Annotated in this window: 13 protein-coding genes; 11 read left to right on the top strand and 2 right to left on the bottom strand. The window is 61.0% G+C overall.

Annotated elements, in window-relative coordinates:
- The first annotated feature begins 145 nt into the window (after positions 1 to 145).
- The 11 genes from ABIE33_RS04300 to ABIE33_RS04250 all read left to right on the top strand — a co-directional run bounded on the left by ABIE33_RS04300 (position 146) and on the right by ABIE33_RS04250 (position 11,218).
- Positions 146 to 886 carry a helix-turn-helix transcriptional regulator gene (locus tag ABIE33_RS04300; RefSeq protein WP_429121814.1) on the top strand — a complete coding sequence of 247 codons (741 nt, stop codon included), beginning with the start codon at positions 146 to 148 and terminating at the stop codon, positions 884 to 886.
- Positions 887 to 1,055: 169 nt separating this feature from the next.
- Positions 1,056 to 1,811 (top strand): LuxR family transcriptional regulator, encoded by a 756-nt coding sequence (locus tag ABIE33_RS04295; protein ID WP_429121812.1) that lies wholly within the window; start codon positions 1,056 to 1,058, stop codon positions 1,809 to 1,811.
- A gap of 432 nt (positions 1,812 to 2,243) precedes the next feature.
- On the top strand, positions 2,244 to 3,404 hold the full coding sequence (gene apbC / locus ABIE33_RS04290) for an iron-sulfur cluster carrier protein ApbC (RefSeq protein WP_429121809.1): 1,161 nt from the start codon (positions 2,244 to 2,246) through the stop codon (positions 3,402 to 3,404).
- Positions 3,405 to 3,828: 424 nt separating this feature from the next.
- The gene (locus ABIE33_RS04285) at positions 3,829 to 4,806 is read left to right on the top strand and encodes a magnesium transporter CorA family protein (protein ID WP_429121806.1); all 978 of its coding nucleotides are present in this window, start codon (positions 3,829 to 3,831) and stop codon (positions 4,804 to 4,806) included.
- A 17-nt stretch (positions 4,807 to 4,823) separates the two neighbouring features.
- A complete protein-coding gene (locus ABIE33_RS04280; protein WP_429121803.1) occupies positions 4,824 to 6,725 on the top strand; it encodes a potassium transporter Kup in 1,902 nt (633 codons plus the stop codon).
- Positions 6,726 to 7,068: 343 nt separating this feature from the next.
- Positions 7,069 to 8,244, top strand: coding sequence for a cell wall hydrolase (locus ABIE33_RS04275; protein ID WP_429121800.1), 1,176 nt, complete (start codon positions 7,069 to 7,071; stop codon positions 8,242 to 8,244).
- A 298-nt stretch (positions 8,245 to 8,542) separates the two neighbouring features.
- Positions 8,543 to 8,902 (top strand): AtpZ/AtpI family protein, encoded by a 360-nt coding sequence (locus tag ABIE33_RS04270; RefSeq protein WP_025426098.1) that lies wholly within the window; start codon positions 8,543 to 8,545, stop codon positions 8,900 to 8,902.
- A gap of 60 nt (positions 8,903 to 8,962) precedes the next feature.
- Positions 8,963 to 9,715, top strand: a complete 753-nt coding sequence (locus ABIE33_RS04265; protein WP_429121797.1) for a F0F1 ATP synthase subunit A — start codon at positions 8,963 to 8,965, stop codon at positions 9,713 to 9,715.
- A gap of 82 nt (positions 9,716 to 9,797) precedes the next feature.
- Positions 9,798 to 10,025 carry a F0F1 ATP synthase subunit C gene (locus ABIE33_RS04260; protein WP_025426100.1) on the top strand — a complete coding sequence of 76 codons (228 nt, stop codon included), beginning with the start codon at positions 9,798 to 9,800 and terminating at the stop codon, positions 10,023 to 10,025.
- A 76-nt stretch (positions 10,026 to 10,101) separates the two neighbouring features.
- The gene (locus tag ABIE33_RS04255; protein ID WP_429121794.1) at positions 10,102 to 10,719 is read left to right on the top strand and encodes a F0F1 ATP synthase subunit B; all 618 of its coding nucleotides are present in this window, start codon (positions 10,102 to 10,104) and stop codon (positions 10,717 to 10,719) included.
- A 13-nt stretch (positions 10,720 to 10,732) separates the two neighbouring features.
- The gene (locus ABIE33_RS04250) at positions 10,733 to 11,218 is read left to right on the top strand and encodes a F0F1 ATP synthase subunit B (RefSeq protein ID WP_429121793.1); all 486 of its coding nucleotides are present in this window, start codon (positions 10,733 to 10,735) and stop codon (positions 11,216 to 11,218) included.
- 375 nt (positions 11,219 to 11,593) lie between these two features.
- Here the strand turns inward: ABIE33_RS04250 and ABIE33_RS04245 are convergent, their stop codons facing one another.
- Both ABIE33_RS04245 and ABIE33_RS04240 read right to left on the bottom strand, forming a co-directional pair.
- Positions 11,594 to 12,244, bottom strand: coding sequence for a ribonuclease HII (locus ABIE33_RS04245; protein ID WP_429121791.1), 651 nt, complete (start codon positions 12,242 to 12,244; stop codon positions 11,594 to 11,596).
- A gap of 430 nt (positions 12,245 to 12,674) precedes the next feature.
- Positions 12,675 to 13,832: a PA0069 family radical SAM protein gene (locus ABIE33_RS04240; RefSeq protein WP_429121788.1), complete on the bottom strand. Its 1,158-nt coding sequence runs from the start codon at positions 13,830 to 13,832 to the stop codon at positions 12,675 to 12,677.
- Between the last annotated feature and the right edge of the window lie 24 nt (positions 13,833 to 13,856).

Genomic DNA, 13,856 nt, shown 5'->3' with positions numbered 1-13,856 from the left:
CTCGATAACGTTAATATATCAGACTCGCTTTGCGGTTTCCCGCGGACAGAGTCGAATATGACATTGATAGAAATTTTGACGTGATCTTCATGCGGCGTCAGCGGCCGTGCTCCTCCCCGGAGCTGGATGTGGAGAAGGGCGGAAGATGATCGATTTCAGCGCGAATATGGCGTCGTTGATGCTTCCTGACGGACGGTCCGTGAGAGGGCCGATTTGTTGCGAGGACGATATCAGGCGGGTGATCGGGCAGGTTGCGGACGCCTACGGCTTCCGTGGTTTCCTTGTGCTCGCCGTTCCGGATACCGGCTGCAACAGCCTTGAGGCCAACGCCATCATGACGACCTATCCGGTCGAGTTCCTGAAAGGCTACGACAGCGCTGGCCTGATCAATGGCAGCCCTGTGATCCAGCGCCTGCGCCGCAGCACCATACCGTTTACCTATGATGCCCATCAACTGGCGCGCCGCCGCGCCGACGGCAAGGGCGATGCGGCGATCTGCGTCTTCGAACAGGCGGGCATGCCCCGCGGCATATATCTTCCCGTGCACGACGCCGGCGGCCATCGGGCAGCAATTGCCTTTGGCGGCGACCGCCCCGTGGTGTCGAACGATGAAATGCAGGAACTCAATCTGTGGGCCGGCATTCTGTTCAGCAAGCTGGCCGAGGTGCGTGAGCGCGAGCGACGCGGGTCGGGAAGCCTGTCGCGCCGCGAGGTGGAATGCCTGCGCTGGGCCGCCGCCGGCAAGACCACGAGCGAGATGGCGCGAATCTTGGCGCTATCGGAGTATACGGTGAACCACTATCTCAACCGGGCGACGCGAAAGCTGGATTCGGTCAACCGCGTGCAGACGGTCGCCAAGGCCATGCGTGCCGGTTTGATCAACTGAGAATTGGCACTTTCTGCACATCAAAGCTGGATGCTGCGGCATGGCGCAGGTCGCTTGTAGGGAAATACACAGGCTTTTGGGCGCGTAGGGCAGGGAATCTCGATCATCTGTTGGCATTGGCCTGCAGGTCGGTCTATTTGATAATTGATGAATGCCATGGAACGCGCGAATGCAGGATACGATGACCACCGGGACGACTGACGCAGATCTGCCCCGGGGCGGTGATTTCGCGTCCGAGATCGCAAAACTGGAGACCCAGTTCGACATCATCCGCTATATGCGGCGGATCACGCAGATGTTTGGCTTCAAGACCTTTCTCATCTGTTCGATCCCTTCCATCGATGTCGAGCGCCTGGCGGCAACCACGGTCATTTCCAACATGCCGGCCGATCTGCTCAACAAATATGACAGCCTGTCGATGCTGCGCTTCAGCACCGGCGTAAAGCGGCTGCGGGAAACGACGACGCCGTTCCAGGTGACGCTCGAGGCCTGGGAAGGCGAGGGCGGCAAGCCCGACTCAGCCCGGGAATACATCGCGATGCTGCGCGAGAACGGCATCTTTCAGGCCAGCTACTTTCCGGTGCATGATGCCGAAGGCGGCCGCGGCGCCGTTATCCTGATGGGGCCGGAAGCCGAGCTGCCGATGACGGTGACCATGGAACTGCAGATGATTGCGATCCATGTCTACAACCGGTTGGCCGAGATCGGCTCCGTGTGGAAGAACAGCAGTGCGTCCCTTTCCGAGCGCGAGATCCAGTGCCTGAGCTGGACGGCGGCGGGAAAGACCAGCGCCGAGATTGCCGGCATTCTTGGCCTCTCCGAGCACACGGTGAACCACTACCTCAACCACGTCACCAAGAAGCTCGACGCGGTGAACCGGACGCAGGCTGTCGTCAAGGCGATGAAGAAGGGCTACATCAGCTAGCGCACGTTCCGTGCCGGCGGATTCGAGGCTGCTCGAACGTGCATCCTCGCCTTGTGTCGCGGACCTGAAATGCACCGATCCTGTGCGGATTTGAAACCATTGCTCACAAACTGGGCAGATGCTCTCGGGGTGCCGGGCAAGCAACCTCCAATCTAACTATTTGCAAATATTCGCTTTTTTGTTTTTCCTCGAATCTGGCACGGATCCTGCATTGTTAGAGGCATGTCCAGAGGGGACTAAAAACAAGACAGCGCCCAAGAAGGTCGCGACAAAAAGGGCCGCCACTCAATCTCGTGTGATCCCGGATGTACGGACACCAGGCTGAGTGGCGGCCCTGCTTTTTCTGTTATGTCGCATTGGCGAAGCGCCCAGCCTCGATTATCTAAGGCATAACAGAGTTGTCCAAGAGATAACCGAGAATGAGAGGGCGCGATGCCGGAAGTCACCAGAGACGTGGTTCTCGATAAGCTGCGAACCGTCCGCGGACCGGACATGGAAGGCAACATCGTCGAGCTCGGGCTCGTGTCGGATGTCTTCATTTCGGATGGCAAGGCCTATTTCTCGATCACCGTGCCGGCCGATCGGGCCAAGGAGCTGGAGCCGATGCGCGCTGCAGCCGAGCGCGTGGTGCGGGAAATCCCCGGGATCAGCGCAGCGATGGTCGCGCTTACGGCCGATCGCAAGGCCGCGCCTGCGGCTGCCCCGGTACAGCGTCCGCAACCGGCCGGCGCCCATGCCGGTCATGCCCATGGCCAGCGGCCGGCCGGCGGCGCGCCCGCCAAGGCAGGCATTCCCGGCGTAGGCGCAATCATCGCCGTCGCCTCCGGCAAGGGCGGTGTCGGCAAATCCACCACTTCGGTCAACCTGGCGCTGGCGCTGAAGGCCAACGGCCTGAAGGTCGGCCTGCTCGACGCCGACATCTATGGCCCGTCGATGCCGCGCCTCTTGAATATACACGGCCGGCCGCAGCAGATCGAAGGCCGGATGATCCGCCCGATGGAAAACTACGGCCTCAAGGTGATGTCCATGGGCTTCCTCGTCGACGAGGAAGTGGCGATGATCTGGCGCGGCCCGATGATCCAGTCGGCACTCCTGCAGATGCTGCGCGAAGTCGCCTGGGGCGATCTCGATGTGCTGGTTGTCGACATGCCACCGGGCACCGGCGACGCGCAATTGACCATGGCGCAGCAAGTTCCGCTCGCCGGCGCGGTGATCGTCTCGACGCCGCAGGACCTGGCCTTGATCGACGCCCGCAAGGGGCTGGCGATGTTCCGCAAGGTCGAAGTGCCGGTGCTCGGCATCATCGAGAACATGAGCTACTTCGTCGCCCCGGACACCGGCAAGCGCTACGATATTTTCGGCCATGGCGGCGCGCGCAAGGAGGCCGAGCGCATCGGCGTGCCCTTCCTCGGCGAAGTGCCGTTGACCATGGGCATCCGCGAAACATCCGATGCGGGCACGCCGTTGGTCGTTTCCGATCCGGACGGCGAGATCGCCGGCATCTACCGCGACATCGCGACCAAGGTTTGGGCCGAGATGTCTGCGGCTCGCGACGACAAGAGCCGCGCGATGCCGAGCATCGTCTTCGAATAGTCCTTCATCCACAGTTCGTCCGATGCCATCGCTGCGGTGGCATCCCGACTTGCAGGCCGCCTGCCGCAGCCCCCTGGAATAGCGGCACAATTTTGTCCGTGACCCGATTTCGATTCGGCCGAACATGCAGTAGGGTGACGCCGGAACGGTAGACGACGCCTGTGTCAGGTATCAAAGGGGCATTGATTTTGCGTCTGTGTTGCGCCATATGCCGTGCCGCACTTGCGAAGGTGCCCAACTTAGCGCCCTCTCGCTGGAGATCTTGTCCTCCCGCGATGACCGGGTTGAGGATTTTGTCCTGACTGGCGGAACGCTTCATCCGATGGATTTCGATTGTGGGAATACTGTGGCGCCGATGCGGTTGCTCACTTTCGCTCGGGTTCGCACCTCCGCCCGGGGCCGCAGCTGCGCGAAGGGCGTCTGAATGATCACGGGCTATTGCTCCAACGGAGAGACCGTCACCCTGTCGGTGGCGGATGAGCCCGGTACCCTGCGCCCAGATATCGTTTGGGTTGATCTCGTCGAGCCGAGCAAGGCCGAGGATCTGATGATGGAGAAGCTTCTGGCCATCTCCATCCCGACGCGCGACGACCTGAAAGACATCGAGCCGTCGAGCCGGCTTTATACCGAGGCCGATGCCGTGTTCATGACGGCGTCGCTGGTCTATCGCTCGGAAACCGATATTCCCGATCTCACCGACGTGGCCTTCATCCTGCATGGCGGGCGTCTTGTGACCATTCGCTACGCCGAACCGCGGGCTTTCGCGCTCTTCAAGGCGGCGATGCACCGGATTCCGGGCGGCTGCCCGAACGGTGTGGTCATGCTGACCCGGCTGCTCGAAACGATTGCCGACCGCACTGCCGAAATTCTCGAGCAGGCCGTGGGCAAGATCGACGATCTGTCGCTGCAGGTCTTTGGCGACAAGGCCGTCGTCAAACGTCGTCCGCCGCATTTTCTGGAAGCGCGCCTGCGCGATGTCGCCGGCCATCACCGGCTGGTCGCCAAGACCCGCGACAGTCTCGCGTCGCTCTCGCGCCTGTTGACCTTCGTCTATACGGTTCCCGAGGTTCAGGCAGACAAGGACAGCCGCGAGCTTTGCCGCTCGATCTCGCGCGACATCCAGACATTGTCGGAACATGCCTCGTTCATCTCCGGCAACATCACCTTCCTGCTCGACGCCTCTCTCGGCCTCATCAATGTCGAGCAGAATGCCATCATCAAGATCTTCTCGATCGCTTCGGTGGTATTGTTGCCGCCGACGCTGGTCGCCTCCGTCTACGGCATGAACTTTCGCGTCATGCCGGAACTCGAATGGCCGCTTGGTTACCCCTGGGCGCTGGCCGCCATGGTGATATCCGCCGTGATACCGTTTTTCTTCTTTCGCTGGAAAGGTTGGCTGTAACAGCCAGTAGGACACGCATGACCCAACCGCATGCCCCTTCCACACAAGGGTCGAAAGACCTGCGCCGGCTGCTCGTCCTCGGCCTCGGCTCCATCGGCGTCGTCTATGGCGATATCGGCACCAGCCCGCTCTACGCGTTTCGCGAAGCGCTGCGCCCGGTCTCCCACGACGGCGTGACCGATGTCGAAATCATCGGCCTGATTTCGCTGATGATCTGGACGCTGACGATCATCGTCACGATCAAATACGTGCTGTTTCTGCTGCGCGCCGACAACCAGGGGGAGGGCGGCACGCTCTCGCTGCTGGCGCTGCTGATGAAAACGGGGAATGGCCACACGGCCATCCTGTTCTTCATGGGCATTGCCGGTGCCGCGCTGTTCATTGGCGATGCGATGATCACGCCGGCGTTGTCCGTGCTTTCGGCCGTCGAGGGTCTGAAACTCGTGACCCCGGCGCTGTCGGACTATGTCGTTCCCATTGCCGTGGTCATTCTGCTGCTGATGTTTGCCGTGCAGTCCAAGGGCACGGCGGCGGTCTCCAACTTCTTCGGACCGATTACGCTGGTCTGGTTCCTGGTCATGGGCGGCATCGGTCTCGTCCACATTGCCGACGACCTGGCGATCTTCAAGGCTTTCAATCCCTATTATGCCGCCAGCTTCATGTTCAATGAGGGCTATGTCGGCATCATCGTGCTCGGCGCCGTATTCCTGACGGTGACCGGGGCGGAGGCACTCTACGCCGACCTCGGCCATTTCGGTCGTCGCCCGATTCAGTGGGCCTGGTTTCTCATCGTCTTTCCCGCACTGACGCTCAATTATCTCGGCCAGGGCGCGTTCATCCTGAATAACCCCGAGGCGATGTCGGACCCGTTCTTCCTGATGTTCCCGAAATGGGCGCTGCTTCCGGTCGTCATCCTCGCGACGTTTGCCACGATCATTGCCAGCCAGGCGGTGATAACGGGCGCATTCTCATTGACGCGGCAGGCGATCCACCTCGGCTTCCTGCCGCGCATGGCGATCTTCCACACGTCGGAGACACACACCGGGCAGATTTATCTGCCCAACGTCAACACGCTGCTGATGTTCGGCGTCATGGCACTGGTCTTCGTCTTCGGCTCGTCGGAATCGCTCGCCACCGCCTATGGCATCTCGGTCACCGGCGCGATGGTTGTCACGACAGTTCTCTCCTTCGAGTTCCTGCGCGCGCGCTGGAATTGGTCGGCACTATGGGCCGGCGCCGTCCTGCTGCCGCTGTTCGCGCTGGAATTTGTCTTCCTCGGCGCCAACATGCTGAAGATTCATGATGGCGGCTACGTGCCGGTGCTGATCGCCGCCACCTTCATCGTCATCATGTGGACCTGGAAACGCGGCACGGAAATCCTTCATGCCAAGACGCGCCACATCGACATTCCGCTGGCAAGCTTCGTCAAGTCGATCGAGCGCAAGAGCGAACATGCGCCGGTTTCAGTGCCCGGCACGGCGGTGTTCCTGACGAGCGATCCGGAATCGACGCCCGCGGCCTTGCTACACAACATCAAGCACAATCACGTGCTGCATCAGCAGAATTTCATCCTGACGATCCGCACCGCCAATACGCCGAAAGTACCAAAGGCCGAACGTGTCAGCGTGCAGCCGCTTTCCGAACGCTTCACCCTGCTCGAAATGCGCTTCGGCTTCATGGAGACGCAGAACGTCTCGCAGGCGCTGGGGCTCTTCCGCAAGTCGGGCTTGAAGTTCGACATCATGTCGACGTCGTTCTATCTAGGCCGGCGCAAGCTGGTGCCGGACGCCCAGTCGGGCATGCCGCATTGGCAGGACCGCCTTTTCATCGCGCTCGCCAATGCCGCGATCGATCCTTCCGACTATTTCCGCCTGCCGACAAACCGTGTCGTTGAGCTTGGCTCTCACGTCATCATCTGACGATGCAGGCCGCAAAGGCGGGTGGCGAGCCGAAAGGTCGCCCGTCCTGTCCTTCAGTGAAGACGCATTAACCAAACATCAAGGTTAATGCTTCATTTTCAAGGCTCGAACGAAGCATCGTCGGCAGAGCGTCCGGCGGCTTCATTGTCCTACTGCATGTTTTTGTCCTTAAATCGTAGCCGATTTAAGGACAAAAACATGCAGCAATTCAAAGTGCCGCAGCGACCTTTGCGCGTCTGATAAGACGCGCGGCGCTGTAGCGTCCCGCGCGGAAACTGTCCGCTGGCCCATCGCCGGCGAGGGCAGAGCCGTGCCTTCGATCAGCGTTGCGTGGAGTCGGTTGGTGCGTAAGAGTAGCAAACTGCGTCGCGAATTTGGTGTGAATTTCTCCGCCTGGCTGGCTCCGGCACTCATTGGCCTTGCCGTGTATATCGGTCTCCCCACGGTCGCAGCCCATTCGGACCTTGCGACCTTCCTGTCCGGTATCAATCGTGGCGGTGAACGCTGGCGGATGTATATGACGCCGTCGCCGGCGGGATCGATCCACGAAGTCGAGATGGTCTTTGCCGATCCGATCACGACGGGCGCGCTCGATGGCGGCGCCGGTATCGATCTTCCCGATGGCAGCCGCGTCGCTCTGACCGCGGAAAGCAAGCACGCCGGCACGCCGGATGAAGACCGCGTCAACCGTCGGGGCAAGAAGGGCCGCATCGTCGCCGTCACCCCCGTCACCCCGCCCAAGGATTTTACCGCCGGCTCGATCCTGCAGCGCACGAGCTCGCTGATGGAGCCCGGTTTCGAGGGCGCCGAAAAGATGGTCTTCGCCAAGCCGAAGATCCAGGGCAAGGAGATCGAGATCGCCACGGCCTTCTACAAAAAGAAGCCGCCGAAGACGGATCCCGGCGTCTCGCCGATGCTGGCCAAGCTCGTCACCAACGACAAGCCCGACGTTCTCGCGACTGCGTATGTCCGGCCCGAGCCGGACTATGCGCGTGAATCGCCCTTCGATTCGATCCTGCGCGAGGACAAGAATGCTGGACGCTTCATTCCCGATATCTCTCCCGAGGATCACGCCTGGGCCGCGACCCCGCTGCCGGCGGGGGTCTTCGGTAAGGACGAGCAGACATGCCTCGCCGAAGGCATCTACTTCGAAGCGCGCAGCGAACCGCTGAAAGGGCAGGCAGCCGTCGCACAGGTGATTCTCAACCGGGTGCGCAATCCGACCTATCCAAAGACGATCTGCGGCGTCGTCTACCAGAACAAGGCATGGCGCAACCGCTGCCAGTTCTCCTTCGCCTGCGACATGATCCGCGACCTGATCTATTCCCGCTCGCACTGGAAAGAAGCCAAGGACGTTGCCATGGCGGTAACCGCCGGCAAGATCTGGCTGCCCGAAGTCGGCTCCGCAACACACTATCACGCAACCTATGTAAACCCGGCCTGGGCAAAGACGATGAAGCGTGTCGGCAAGATCGGCCTGCACATCTTCTACCGGACCTACGGCGGCGGCTGGAGCTGACACAGTTCAGCTGCCGACCCCTGGCGCACAAGCACCGATCGCGGGCCGGAGATTCTGGCTCGCGATCTGCCGATTCCCGGCCTTGTCTGCCAGTATGATGGCGTTGAATGCTATCAAGCTGATGAAATCATTGAAAAATATTGTCCACGGCGAAGCGCTTCGCACGCCTTGACTATGCGGATGCCTAAAACTATGTTGCGCGCGACTTCAAATGGGGCTGAAACGTGGCTTGAACAGCAGCCTTTTGTGTGACCGAAATCACGGTCGTGACCGTGTAGGACGACAAGGGGAGAGCCACGTGACGGAGAAACCCGAGGAAAGTCTGGAAGCAAGGCTCAAGCAGCTCGGCGAAAAGATTGAGTCCAAGCGACCCAGTGAGCCGGATGGTGCTGAGGCCCGTGCCGCCGAAAGCCGCAAAGGCTATGCGGCGGCCATGAAGCTCTCCAGCGAGTTCATCGCTGGCATCGTGGTTGGGGCGTTTCTGGGCTATCTTTTGGACCACTTTGCGGGTACAGGGCCGTGGGGCATGATCATTTTCCTGCTCCTTGGCTTTTGCGCCGGTGTGTTGAATGTACTGCGTTCGGCGGGGATGGTGGCAACACTCGACTCGGTCAAGCGCAGTTCTGGGAATGACAAGACGGACGGAGATGACGCCTGAGGCGTCGCCCTGAAAACACGGTATCCGCTCTAAAGGCGGGCAGAACGAAAGAGAAGCGCGGTGTCAAACGATCCGACCCACCAGTTCCTGGTCAACAAGATTGTCCCGATCGAAATTGGCGGAATTGACTTTTCCTTCACCAATGCATCGCTGTTCATGGTTGCGACCGTGGGTGCCGCTGCCGGTTTCCTTTATCTGACCACATCGCAGCGCGGGCTGATCCCGACGCGCATGCAGTCGGTTTCGGAAATGTCCTATGAATTCATCGCTTCGATGCTGCGCGAAGGCGCCGGCAGCGGCGGCATGAAGTTCTTCCCGATGGTGTTCTCGCTGTTCATGTTCATCCTGACGGCGAACCTGCTCGGCATGTTCCCTTACTTCTTCACCATCACCAGCCAGATCATCGTCACTTTTGCCTTGGCGCTGTTCGTCATCGGTACGGTGCTGTTCTATGGTTTCTACAAGCATGGCTTCGGCTTCCTGAAGCTTTTCGTGCCACACGGCGTGCCGGGCGTATTGCTGCCGCTGGTCGTGTCGATCGAAATCATCTCGTTCCTTTCCCGTCCCATCAGCCTTTCGGTCCGTCTGTTCGCCAACATGCTGGCCGGCCACATCACGCTGAAGGTTTTCGCGGGCTTCGTCACCTCGCTCAGCGCCCTTGGCGCGCTCGGCATCGGTGGTGCGATCCTGCCGCTCATCATGACCGTCGCTATCACCGGTCTTGAATTCCTCGTCTGCTTCCTCCAGGCCTATGTCTTCGCGGTACTGACCTGCATGTACCTCAACGACGCTGTCCACCCCGGAAGCCACTAAGGAATACAGTCGCTTGCTTCCGGCCGGTCCTCCGTCGGAAGCGCAATCCTAAGCCGCAACACCCATTCGAAGGAGTTCAATCATGGAAGCGGAAGCAGCAAAGTACATCGGCGCAGGTCTGGCTTGCCTCGGTATGGCCGGCACGGCTCTCGGCCTCGGCAACATCTTCGGCAGCTACCTCTCTGGCGCGCTGCGCAACCCGTCGGCTGCTGACGGCCAGTTCGGCCGCCTCGTATTCGGCTTCGCCGTTACGGAAGCTCTGGGCATCTTCTCGCTGCTCGTAGCCCTGCTCCTCCTCTTCGCCGTCTAATAACGGCTGGAGTTTCGGCCGCGACCTGTCAAAGGGTCGCGGCCGCGCATATTCTTGAGTGCACCTGGAGGTGAGCATGTTTGTGACCGCGGCCTATGCCCAGCAGTCAACCACCACTGAAGGCGCCGAAGCACACGATGCCGCTGCGGCCGGTGAGGTGCACACCGAAACGGGTGTGGCCCACGAAGGCGAGGCTGGCTCCGGCGTGTTCCCGCCCTTTGATTCGACCCATTTCGCATCGCAGCTGCTCTGGCTCGCGATCACGTTTGGCCTCTTCTATCTCTTGATGTCGAAGGTCATCATTCCGCGCATCGGCGGAATTCTTGAAACCCGTCACGACCGGATCGCTCAGGATCTCGACGAAGCGTCGCGCCTGAAGGGCGAAGCTGACGCCGCCATCGCATCTTATGAGCAGGAATTGGCAACTGCCAAGGCCAAGGGTCATCAGATTGCCGACGGCGCGCGTGAAGCTGCCAAGTCCAAGGCTGTCGCCGACCGCAACACTGTCGAAGCCGATCTTTCCAAGAAGATCGCCGCTGCGGAAGACCGCATCGCCGACATCAAGACCAAGGCACTTGCAGACGTCGGCGTGATCGCCGAGGAAACTGCGACCGCCGTCGTCAAGCAGCTCATTGGTGGCACCGTCACCAAGGCTGAGATCGTCGCTGCCGTCAAGGCATCGGCCGGTAACTGAGGAGCACTGAACCATGCATCTTGATGCGACCTTCTATGCCCTCGTCGGCTTGATCCTGTTCTTCGTCCTGATTGCCTACCTCAAGGTTCCGGGCATGATCGGCAAGGCGCTCGACGGACGCGCTGACAAGATCAGCAACGAACTGGCGGAAGCCAAGCGCCTGCGCGAAGAAGCCCAGGCCCTCGTTGCCGAATACCAGCGCAAGCGCAAGGATGCCGAAGCGGAAGCTGCCGGTATCGTTGCCGCCGCCCAGCGCGAAGCGGAAATGCTGACCGCCGAAGCCAAGCAGAAGACGGAAGAATTCGTCGCCCGCCGGACCGCGCTGTCGGAACAGAAGATCAAGCAGGCCGAAAGCGACGCGATCAACGCCGTTCGTTCGGCTGCCGTCGATCTGGCCATAAGCGCTGCCGAAAAGGTTGTTGCTGCCAAGGCTGACGCCGGCGCCCAGAGCGAGCTGTTCAAGAAGGCACTTGGCGAAGTCAAGTCGCGCCTGAACTAAGCTTCGCCTGTAAGACACGATTTGAAAGCCCCGCCTCGCGCGGGGCTTTTTGTTTTTGGGATAGGCCGGGGCAAGGCGTGCGAGCGCCAGTCCGGGATGTCTTCCGTGACGTCGGGTAGCTGTTTGGGCTCGACCGAGGGAAAGCCTTCGCGGAGGCCCGGCCGGTGGTCAGGCGCGGTCGGCATGTTGAATGCAGATCCGGCGACCGTAGTGGCTCGACACAGGGCGGGGAGATACACAGCAAGGCCCGGCACAGCGGCACGGCTCGTCTGCGCCCTCTGTGACGCGCTGAGCCGTCAAGCGCACCTTCGGGGGCAGCGCCGTCGGCGGCGGTTGTGCCCATCCAGACGGCCAAGGTTTCAACGATGTCGAACGTCAATCCTTGCGTAGCGGACGGAAGCTCATGCGATGCAGCGGGCAGGGCCCCTTGGCATCGATCGCCTTGCGATGCACCACTGTCGCGTAGCCCGCATGAACAGCAAAGCCGTAGCCGGGGTGAGCGACATCGGCCCGTTCCATCATCCGGTCGCGCGTCACCTTGGCGACGATCGATGCCGCTGCGATCGAAAGCGAGCGGGCGTCGCCCTTGACCACCGCCTTGGCATGGCACCCAAGGCCGGGCGGCACATCGCGGCCGTCGACCAGCACGAAGCGGGCGGTCAGGGACAGGCCGTCGACGGCCCGACGCATCGCCTCGAGGCTCGCCTTGCGTATGTCGATGGTATCGATGGTCGTGGCGGAGGATGAGGCGATGGAAACGGTGGCGCTCGCCAGGATCTCGTCGAACAGCCGTTCACGCTCAGCGGCGCTCAATTTCTTGCTGTCGTTCAGGCCCTCTGGGATGGCGTCGGGATCGAGAATGACGGCGGCCGCAACGACCGGGCCGGCAAGCGGTCCGCGTCCCGCCTCGTCGGCGCCGGCGACAGGCCACGCGCCGTCCTTTCTGGCAGCCAGTTCAAAGCTGAAATCGGGCTCAAGGAGAATATCCGGGAAAAGGGGAGAATCGATCGATCTGCGATGTGTCATGCGGCGAAACTCGCATGATCGACCGATTCTCTTCAAGTCCCCCGATCTGAGTGCGGCGGCAGCCGGGGGGTATGCCAGCGTCATCCTGAGGCACGGAGGAGACGCCGGAATTCAATTCTGTCGCCGCGCGCCAGACAGGACGCGCAACACACGCTGTTTGCCTACTGCATGTTTCCTTAAATCGTTTTCGATTTAAGGAAACATGCAGCAGTTCAAAGTGCTACAGCGACCTTTGCGCGTCTAATAAGACGCGCGGCGCTGTAGACTCACGGCAGGGTCGGCTTCCCAGAGAGATACCGAACCAGGGAGCCATGCGACGGTATCAAGACCGGTACCGCCGGCATCTTCCGGCCAGTGATACCCCGCATATTCAGCGCTTAAGTGGCCGAAAACTTCGCGCCTCCAGCGACATACGCACTACCGGTTGCCGCTAGAGCAGCGAAAGCTGTACGCCGGTTCCCAGCGGCGGCACGAAAATGTCGTCGCGCAACTGTCGACGATTGAGGTTGAGGCCGAGGCGTTTGGCCGCAAGTTCGAACCGCCGGCCGATCTGCCAGGCATAGGGACCGGCGCCCTTCATGCGTTTGCCGAACTCGGCGTCGTAATCCTTGCCGCCACGCATCGAGCGGATGAGCGACATCACGTGCCGATAGCGGTCCGGATAGTTTCGCAGCAGCCAGTCGCGAAAGAGCGGACTGACCTCGAGCGGCAGGCGCAACAGCACGTAGGTGGCTTCCAGCGCTCCTGCCGCCCGGGAAGCTTCCAGGATCCTTTCGATTTCATGATCGTTCAGGGCCGGGATGATCGGCGACACCAGGACGCCCGTCGGAATGCCGGCTTCGGTGAGGGAGCGTATCGCCTCCAGTCGTTTGGAAGGGGTCGAAGCACGTGGCTCCATCGTGCGCGCCAGCCTTCGGTCGAGCGTCGTCACCGAAATGCCGACCCGTGCAAGCCCTTTTTCAGCCATTGGTGCAAGTAGATCGATGTCGCGCGTCACCATCGCCGACTTCGTCACGATCATCACCGGGTGATTGGCGGCCTGCAGCACTTCGAGAATCTGGCGCATGATCCGCCATTCCTTCTCGATCGGCTGATAGGGATCGGTGTTGGTGCCGATCGCGATCGGCCTCACCTTGTAGTCCGAACGGGCGAGCTCGCGCTCTAGTAGGCGCGGAGCGTCCGGCTTGGCAAAGAGCTTCGCTTCGAAATCGAGGCCGGCCGAAAGTCCCATATAGGCATGCGTCGGGCGGGCGAAACAATAGATACATCCGTGCTCGCAACCTCGATAAGGATTGATCGAGCGATCGAAGGAAATGTCCGGCGAATCGTTGCGGCTGATCACCGAGCGCGGCTTTTCCACCTGCACCTCGGTCTTGAAGGGAGGGAGGTCTTCAAGGCTCTCCCAACCGTCGTCGAAAACCTCGCGCGCCTGCGGCTCGAAGCGGCCCGATATGTTCAGTCCGGCACCCCGCCCGCGGCGACGATCAACCTCGATCCTGAGACCAGTCCCGCTCATCAATGCTTCGGCAACCTCTGCCGTGTTGGCGGGTGCGAGCGCACCCTGCCTGATCTGAGACAGCTCGTTCATCGGAATCTCCGAGGGATCGCGTGT

Origin of the sequence: Ensifer sp. 4252 (assembly GCF_050434565.1) — a bacterium.
In the GTDB taxonomy this organism is placed as follows: domain Bacteria; phylum Pseudomonadota; class Alphaproteobacteria; order Rhizobiales; family Rhizobiaceae; genus Ensifer.
Note: the sequence above shows the minus strand (reverse complement) of the source record. Positions and strands in the feature narration are given on the sequence as shown.

Coding starts and splice junctions, on each gene's coding strand:
- ABIE33_RS04300 (WP_429121814.1), top strand. CDS start 146: ATGATCGATTTCAGCGCGAATATGGCGTCGTTGATGCTTCCTGACGGA.
- ABIE33_RS04295 (WP_429121812.1), top strand. CDS start 1,056: ATGCAGGATACGATGACCACCGGGACGACTGACGCAGATCTGCCCCGG.
- apbC (WP_429121809.1), top strand. CDS start 2,244: ATGCCGGAAGTCACCAGAGACGTGGTTCTCGATAAGCTGCGAACCGTC.
- ABIE33_RS04285 (WP_429121806.1), top strand. CDS start 3,829: ATGATCACGGGCTATTGCTCCAACGGAGAGACCGTCACCCTGTCGGTG.
- ABIE33_RS04280 (WP_429121803.1), top strand. CDS start 4,824: ATGACCCAACCGCATGCCCCTTCCACACAAGGGTCGAAAGACCTGCGC.
- ABIE33_RS04260 (WP_025426100.1), top strand. CDS start 9,798: ATGGAAGCGGAAGCAGCAAAGTACATCGGCGCAGGTCTGGCTTGCCTC.
- ABIE33_RS04255 (WP_429121794.1), top strand. CDS start 10,102: ATGTTTGTGACCGCGGCCTATGCCCAGCAGTCAACCACCACTGAAGGC.
- ABIE33_RS04250 (WP_429121793.1), top strand. CDS start 10,733: ATGCATCTTGATGCGACCTTCTATGCCCTCGTCGGCTTGATCCTGTTC.
- ABIE33_RS04245 (WP_429121791.1), bottom strand. CDS start 12,244: ATGACACATCGCAGATCGATCGATTCTCCCCTTTTCCCGGATATTCTC.
- ABIE33_RS04240 (WP_429121788.1), bottom strand. CDS start 13,832: ATGAACGAGCTGTCTCAGATCAGGCAGGGTGCGCTCGCACCCGCCAAC.